Raw genomic sequence first — 6,272 nt, forward strand, 5'->3', positions numbered from 1 at the left:
TGGAGGAGGCGGAGAACGAGCGCATGCACCTGATGACCTTCATCCAGATCGCCCAGCCGACGCTGTTCGAACGCCTCGTCATCCAATTGGCCCAGGCCGTCTTCTATGTCGGCTTCTTCCTGCTCTACCTGGTCTCCGCCCGCACCGCCCACCGCGTCGTCGGGTACTTCGAAGAGGAGGCAGTGATCAGCTATGCGATGTACCTCAAGGAGATCGATGAGGGCCGTTCGCCCAACGTGCCCGCGCCGCCGATCGCCATGGACTACTGGAAGCTTCCGCCGGAGGCGACGCTGCGCGACGTGATCCTCGTGGTGCAGGCCGACGAGGCACACCACCGCGACGTCAACCATGGTTTCGCAAGCGCGCTGGCGGGCGCGCCGACCGACCCCGCCGCGATTGCGCCCTATCCCCTGCACGCGGCCGAGATCCGGCCCCATGCGTAAGGCCCTCGGCGTCGTCGCCGCCGCGGCGCTGGCCATGGCCGGTTGCGCCTCGGTCGGCGAGGAGTTGGGGCTCGCCAAGGCCGCAGCGGCGCATCGCGGTGAGGGGCTTGCCACGGCGAAGTGTGCGGGGTGCCACACGATCGCCGGCGGCGCAGCAAGTCCCGTATCGCGGGCGACCCCCTTCCCTGAGATCGCCAAACGCTACACGCGCAATGGTCTCACTTGGGAACTCGAGGCCATCAACGACGTCGGCCACTACCAGATGCCGACCACGGCGCTCAGCCGAGACCAGATGTCCGCCCTGGTGGCCTACATCCACCCGCAACAAGGGCCTTCGTGACGCCGTCCTGGCCGGCTGCGGCGGGTGTCGCCGCTGTCCTGGCGATCGGGGCGAGCGTCGCGGTCGCGGTCCAGGCCGCGTGCTTCGACGCGCACCTGCGCATGCTGGAGCGCCATGTCGGCGAGGGCTCGGGCGACCCGCAAGCGCGGTCCGACCTGCCGCCGGAAGTGCTGGCGCTCGCACAGCGCCTGGGCGCTCAGTCAAGCCGCGGAGTGGTCACCCTTCGGCAGAGGGGCCAAATGTGGTCGGCGCCCGGCGCACGTCCCATGGCGTTCGAGGCGCGCCAGACGGCCTCGCCCAGCCGCATCGGCTATCTCTGGCGCGCTCGGATGGGGCCAGGCCGCCTGGTGACGGCCGCCGACTACTATGTGGCTGGTGTGGGCGGACTGGAGGTGAAGGCGCTAGGCGCCCTGAGCTTCGCCCATCAGGTGGGCGGCCCCGAGATGGCTCAGGGCGAGGCCTTGCGCTACCTCGCCGAGTTGCCCTGGAACCCCGACGCCATCCTCCTGAACCACGACCTGGCCTGGACCGTCGTCACCCCGACGACCCTTCGGGTAGCGCAGGGCCCGGCGGCGATCACCTTCATCCTGGACAAGGACGGCCTGCCGAAAAGCATGAGCGCGCCGTCGCGGGGCTACCTGGACAAGGGTCGCATCCGGCCCATGCCCTGGCAGGGGCGGTTCAGTCACTACCAGCGGATCTCGGGGCGCCTGCTGCCGACCCAGGGCGAGGTCGCATGGGTCATCGACGGGACCGAATTCATTTATTGGCGGGGTGACCTGACGGCGTGGACGACGGGTCGGGAAACGGCGCCATGACCGCGCGCCAACGCCTCACGCTGGTGCGGGGGTTGCACACGGCGATCTACCTCGTGATGGCGTTCGCGACCTTCGTCGTCCTCTACGCCGGTGCGACGGGCGCCCACGGCGTATGGCTTTGGGTGGCGACGGGCCTGATCGGCGCTGAGAGCGTGGTCTTCGCCGCCAGCGGCATGAGGTGCCCGCTTACCGCGGTCGTCGCTCGGTACGACGCAGGCGCGTCAGGCATCTCCGACACCTTCCTTCCCGAGCGGCTGACGCGTCACACGCTGCAGGTGTTCGGACCCTTGGTGGCGCTGGGGTTCGGCTTGCTTGCGGTTCGATGGGTGACCTTCTGACCCCTCCCCGACACAGACAAGCGGCGGCCCAGCACCCTGCAGATGCAACCAAAGGCTCAGCCCGGGGCTACCTCTAATGTGCCTGCCCCAATTGGCCGCGCAGCGGCCGTGGCATTCCCGGTGGCCGCAGTCTCAGGTGGAGAATGGCTGTGAGCAAAGAACGTATCGAAGGCGTGACCCAGCAGGGCGTGGGCGCCGTCAAGCAGGCGGTCGGCAAGGCGATCGGCAACGAGCAGATGCAGGCCGAGGGCGTCGCCGACAAGATCGTGGGCTCGGCGAAGGAAGCCGCTGGCAAGGTGATCGACGCCGTGCACAAGGCGACCAAGTAGCACCAGGACAAGTGCGGCCGGCGCAGCCGCCGACCGCACCGACCCCGGGCGCGTCCCGAGCTCAGGAGGAACCCATGCCCCGGCCTGAACCCGTCTCCGACAGCTCCCGACCTTGGCCGTGGCGTACGATCGCCGGATCCCTTGCCGCTCTCCTGCGCACCATCGGGACCGCCCAGCTGATGCTCTATGGCGTCGGCTCGATGCTCGGAGCCGGCGTCTAAGGTGCGCCAGAACCAGTTATCCGCCACGGCCGACAAGCAGGTCGGCGGGCAATAGGCATTGTCGGAAATGATGGCCCGCGCGGGTCCTTGGCTGACGTCGGGAACGTCCCCTCTTGAGCGCGCGTGGCCATTTCTGCGTCCCCGCTTGTTCGTAGGGCTTTTCTAGCCCAACTTCGCCTCAACTCGCTCGGTTCGTTCCCCCATCGCAAATGAGACTCCGTGGCCGGTTCGGCCTATGGATCGTAGTCGAGCGTTGAGGTTGAGTTGTCGATGAACCGGAAACAGCAAAAGACCGCTCCGCCTAACCTGATTGTTGGTATCGGCGCCTCCGCGGGCGGCTTCGACGCCTTCAAGGCCTTCTTCGCGCATCTGTCGCCCGACAGTGGAATGGCCTTCGTGCTGGTTCAGCACCTGTCGCCTGATCACGAGAGCATGCTGACGGAACTGCTCGACCGGGACGCGCCAATCCCCGTGGTCGAGGCCAAGAACGGCATGAACCTTGAGCCGAACCGGGTTCATGTCATCCCCCCCGACGCCACCTTGACCATCAAGGACAGCCGCCTCGTCATCGTCAAACCCGCACCGCCGCGATCCAGCCGCCGCCCGATCGACAGCTTCTTCACCTCTCTGGCGCAGGACCAGGGCGACAACGCCGTCGCCATCGTCCTGTCGGGGGTGGGCAGCGATGGGTCGGCCGGCCTGGCGGCCGTGAAGGAAGGCGGCGGCCTGACCATCGCCCAGGCCGAGTTCGACCACCACGCCATGCCGGGAATGCCGCAGTCCGCGACCGAGACCGGTCAGGTCGATTACGTGCTGCCCGTGGAGGAAATGCCGGCGAAGCTGATCGAGTACCGCGATCACCTGGCGGTGGTAGCCGACCGCAAGGATGAGGACGGCACGCGGATCGACGCGGCGGAGCACCTGGCGACCGTCCTGTCGGTGCTGCGCGCGAAAACGGGTCATGACTTCTCGAAATACAAGATCAAGACGATCACCCGCCGCATCCAACGCCGCATGCAGGTCCTGCAGGCCGACACGGTCCCGGCCTATATCAAACACCTGCGGGAAGACCCCGCTGAGCCGGAGGCCCTCTTCCGCGACCTGCTCATCGGCGTCACTGGGTTCTTCCGCGACGCCGAGGCCTTCGAAGGCCTGTCGACCGCGATCGACGCCGTTCTCGAACGCGGCGGGCTCGAACGCGGCGCGGAGCCTGCCTCCCTACGGGTATGGGCGGCGGCCTGTTCGACGGGCGAAGAGGTTTACAGCCTCGCTATCGCCATCCGTGAGCTGATCGATGCGCGGGGCGCGAACCTCGACGTGCAGATCTTCGGCACGGATGTCGACGACCGGGCGATCGAGGTCGCCAGGGCGGCGCGCTACCAGCGCACCACGGGCGTGTCTCCCGAGCGCCTCAAGCGCTGGTTCTACGAGGAGGACGGCGCCTACATCCCCAACCGGCAAATCCGCGGGATGTGCATCTTCTCGGTCCACAACGTCACCAAGGACCCGCCCTTCTCCAAGCTGGACCTGATCTCGTGCCGCAACCTGCTGATCTACATGGATGGCGACCTGCAGGATCGCGTGCTGCGCACCTTCCACTACGCGCTGAAGCCGAACGGTCTGCTCTTCCTCGGATCCTCGGAGGGCGTGAGCCGACACGAGAAGCTGTTCAAGGTCGAGGACAAGGCCGCCCACCTCTTCCAGCGGCGGGAGGGGGATGCGGCGTTCCCGGCCATGCCGATGCCCGTCCAGACGCTCCCGGGCCTGAACCGGCCTGCCGGAGAACCTGGCCGGGGCGTCAGTGACCGCATCGAGCGCGCCGTGCGTACCGCCCTGGCCAAATACTCGCCTGTGTTCCTCGTCGTCGATCGCCAGAGCAACATCGTCCGCTATTCGGGCGGGGAAGCCTCACGCTACCTGGAGCCAGCGGCAGGGGTGGCGAGCCTCAGCCTGCTGTCCAACCTCAGGAAGAGCCTGCGGGTCGTCGTGCGCACGGCGTTGCAGTCCGTGACGAAGACCGGCGAAGGCGCGGTGGTCGATAATGTGTCCGTGCTGATCGAGGGCCGGCAGCGCGTGCTGAGCGTCATTGTCGAGCCGGTGCGCGACACCGTCGACGACGGCCTGTTCGTCGTCGCCTTCCACGAGGTGCGCGTGACCACGCCGGAGCCGGCGCAGGCGCCGGACGGCAGCGCGCGGAGCCCGGAAACCCTGGCCGCCGAGCAGGAATTGCGAACGGTGAGCGGCCAGCTTCAGGCGACGATCGGCGACCTTGAGACCGCCAACGAGGAGATGAAGTCGGCGTCGGAGGAGCACCAGTCGGTCAACGAGGAGCTCCAATCGACCAACGAAGAGCTGCAGACCTCCAAGGAGGAGATGCAGTCGATCAATGAGGAGCTGCAGACGGTCAACGCCGAGATGATGGCGAAGAACGACCTGCTTTCCAACCTGAACAGCGATCTTCAGAACCTGCTGAACAGCACCCAGATCGCGACCATTTTCCTGGATGAGGATCTGTGCATCAAGAACTTCACCCCCGGCATGGCGGACATCTTCAGCCTGCGGGACGGTGACCGGGGCCGGCCGCTGACGGACATCGTCAGCCTGCTGGCCTACGATGACTTGCGGCGCGACGCGGCCAAGGTGTTGCGCGATCTCTCCGTCGTGGAACGCGAGCTGACCCTGCAGGACCGGGGCTTTTCGTTCGTGATGCGCATCCGGCCCTACCTGACCGTCGAGCGGGTTATCGACGGCCTCGTCGTGACTTTTGTCGACGTGACCGAACGCAAGAAAGCCGAGGCAGCCCAGCGCATCAGCGAGCGCCGCTTCACCGCGATCGTCGATCAGGCCGCGGTAGGTATCACTGAGACGGACGTCGCGGGCCGGTTCCTGATGACCAACACCGCATTCCAGACCATGGCCAACCGGTCCGCGGAAGAGCTGAAGCGGCTGGGCCGGCGCGAGCTGATCCATCCCGAAGACGTCGACGCCGTCATCGCGCGTTTCGACAAGGCAGCCAGCGACGGCGAGCCGTTCCAGATCGAATACCGCCTCCTGCAAGCGGATGGCGCAGCCACCTGGGTGCATGACAGCGTCTCGATGCTTGCCGAAGCCGATGTGGCCGCCGCGCGCGTCATCTCGGTGACGCTGGAGATCGAAAAGCGCAAGCGCGCCGAAGAGCAGGCCAGCCTGCTGCTGGGCGAGCTCGATCACCGGGTGAAGAACATCCTGGCCATTGTCTCCTCGGTCGTGGCCCAGACCTTGAAGTCCGATCTCTCGCCTGAGGCCTTTGCCGAGACGATCAAGGGTCGCATCACCGCGATCGCGCGCGCCCACAGCCTGCTTACCAACGAAGGCGGCGTCGGCGCCGGCGCGCTTCGCGACCTTATCGATACGGAGATGGAGCCGTACCAGGGACGGGAAATCCACGTTGATGGCCCTAACCTCGTACTCACGCCTAAGGCCGGGCTTTCGTTCGCCATGGCGATCCACGAGCTGGCGAGCAACGCGGCCAAATACGGCGCCTTGTCCGACGCGAAGGGCCAGTTGGCCATCACCTGGACGGTGACGGCGGGGCGCGAGCCCAGGGTGCAGTTGCGCTGGGCGGAATCCGGCGGTCCTCGCGTCTCTGGACCTCCGGCGCGACGGGGCTTTGGCACGACCTTGATCGAGCGCGCGATGACCTTTGAATGGGATGCCAAGGTCGACCGCAACTTCGCCGAGGGCGGCGTCGTCTGCGTCATCGACCTGCCGCTCACGCCCGCCGTGGGCGAGCTGCGCGCGCCA

At 66.9% G+C, this 6,272-nt stretch carries 7 protein-coding genes; all 7 read left to right on the forward strand.

The features are described 5' to 3' along the window. The coding region (locus tag Q0R13_RS22010) for an alternative oxidase (RefSeq protein ID WP_293908056.1) at positions 1-443 on the forward strand (443 nt) is incomplete at its 5' end. After that, positions 436-783, forward strand: coding sequence for a cytochrome c (locus tag Q0R13_RS22015; protein WP_293908058.1), 348 nt, complete (start codon positions 436-438; stop codon positions 781-783). The genes Q0R13_RS22010 and Q0R13_RS22015, both read left to right, overlap by 8 nt. After that, positions 780-1,601, forward strand: coding sequence for a DUF6544 family protein (locus Q0R13_RS22020; RefSeq protein ID WP_293908061.1), 822 nt, complete (start codon positions 780-782; stop codon positions 1,599-1,601). The genes Q0R13_RS22015 and Q0R13_RS22020 overlap by 4 nt, the downstream gene beginning before the upstream one ends. Continuing rightward, the gene (locus Q0R13_RS22025) at positions 1,598-1,939 is read left to right on the forward strand and encodes a hypothetical protein (protein WP_293908063.1); all 342 of its coding nucleotides are present in this window, start codon (positions 1,598-1,600) and stop codon (positions 1,937-1,939) included. The genes Q0R13_RS22020 and Q0R13_RS22025 overlap by 4 nt, the downstream gene beginning before the upstream one ends. A gap of 149 nt (positions 1,940-2,088) precedes the next feature. Continuing rightward, on the forward strand, positions 2,089-2,268 hold the full coding sequence (locus Q0R13_RS22030) for a CsbD family protein (RefSeq protein ID WP_293908065.1): 180 nt from the start codon (positions 2,089-2,091) through the stop codon (positions 2,266-2,268). A gap of 74 nt (positions 2,269-2,342) precedes the next feature. Beyond that, positions 2,343-2,489: a hypothetical protein gene (locus Q0R13_RS22035; protein ID WP_293908067.1), complete on the forward strand. Its 147-nt coding sequence runs from the start codon at positions 2,343-2,345 to the stop codon at positions 2,487-2,489. A 270-nt stretch (positions 2,490-2,759) separates the two neighbouring features. Then, on the forward strand, positions 2,760-6,272 hold a 3,513-nt coding region (locus tag Q0R13_RS22040; protein WP_293908069.1), incomplete at its 3' end, for a chemotaxis protein CheB.

It is taken from the genome of Phenylobacterium sp. (assembly GCF_025351295.1).
In the GTDB taxonomy this organism is placed as follows: Bacteria; Pseudomonadota; Alphaproteobacteria; order Caulobacterales; family Caulobacteraceae; genus Phenylobacterium.